This is a genomic window from Paralimibaculum aggregatum (assembly GCF_030270585.1).
GTDB classification, from domain to species: domain Bacteria; phylum Pseudomonadota; class Alphaproteobacteria; order Rhodobacterales; family Rhodobacteraceae; genus Thermohalobaculum; species Thermohalobaculum aggregatum.
In genome coordinates, this window is record NZ_BSYI01000165.1 from 1 (window position 1) to 322 (window position 322).

The window sequence follows — 322 nt, forward strand, 5'->3', positions numbered from 1 at the left end:
TTATGGCGGGGGTCAGGTCGAGGCAACGGTCGCACGGATCAGGGCGCCCCATCGCGACCGGGATTGTGGGCAGGGGGTGACGGCGGGCTGCATCTCCGAGGAGGCGCGGCTCGCCCGGAAGGCGGAGCAGGAGGAGCAGAGCCTCCGGCGGGCCAGGACGATGATCCGGCGGACGGTGCTGGCGGCACGGCTCGACCACCTGCTGACGCTGACCATTCGCGGCAACCTCACGGACAGGAAGGCGGCCTGGGGGCTGCTGACGAGATACGTGCGCAAGCTCCGCTACGAGCTCGGCAAGCGGCGGGGACTGCCGCGGGGCACG

General features: G+C 71.7%; 1 protein-coding gene. It reads left to right on the top strand.

Going from position 1 to position 322, the window contains the following annotated elements; all coding sequences use genetic code 11:
• Positions 1–76 precede the first annotated feature (76 nt).
• Positions 77–322: hypothetical protein (locus QSJ97_RS24785; protein WP_285675175.1), on the top strand; the 246-nt coding region annotated here is incomplete at its 3' end.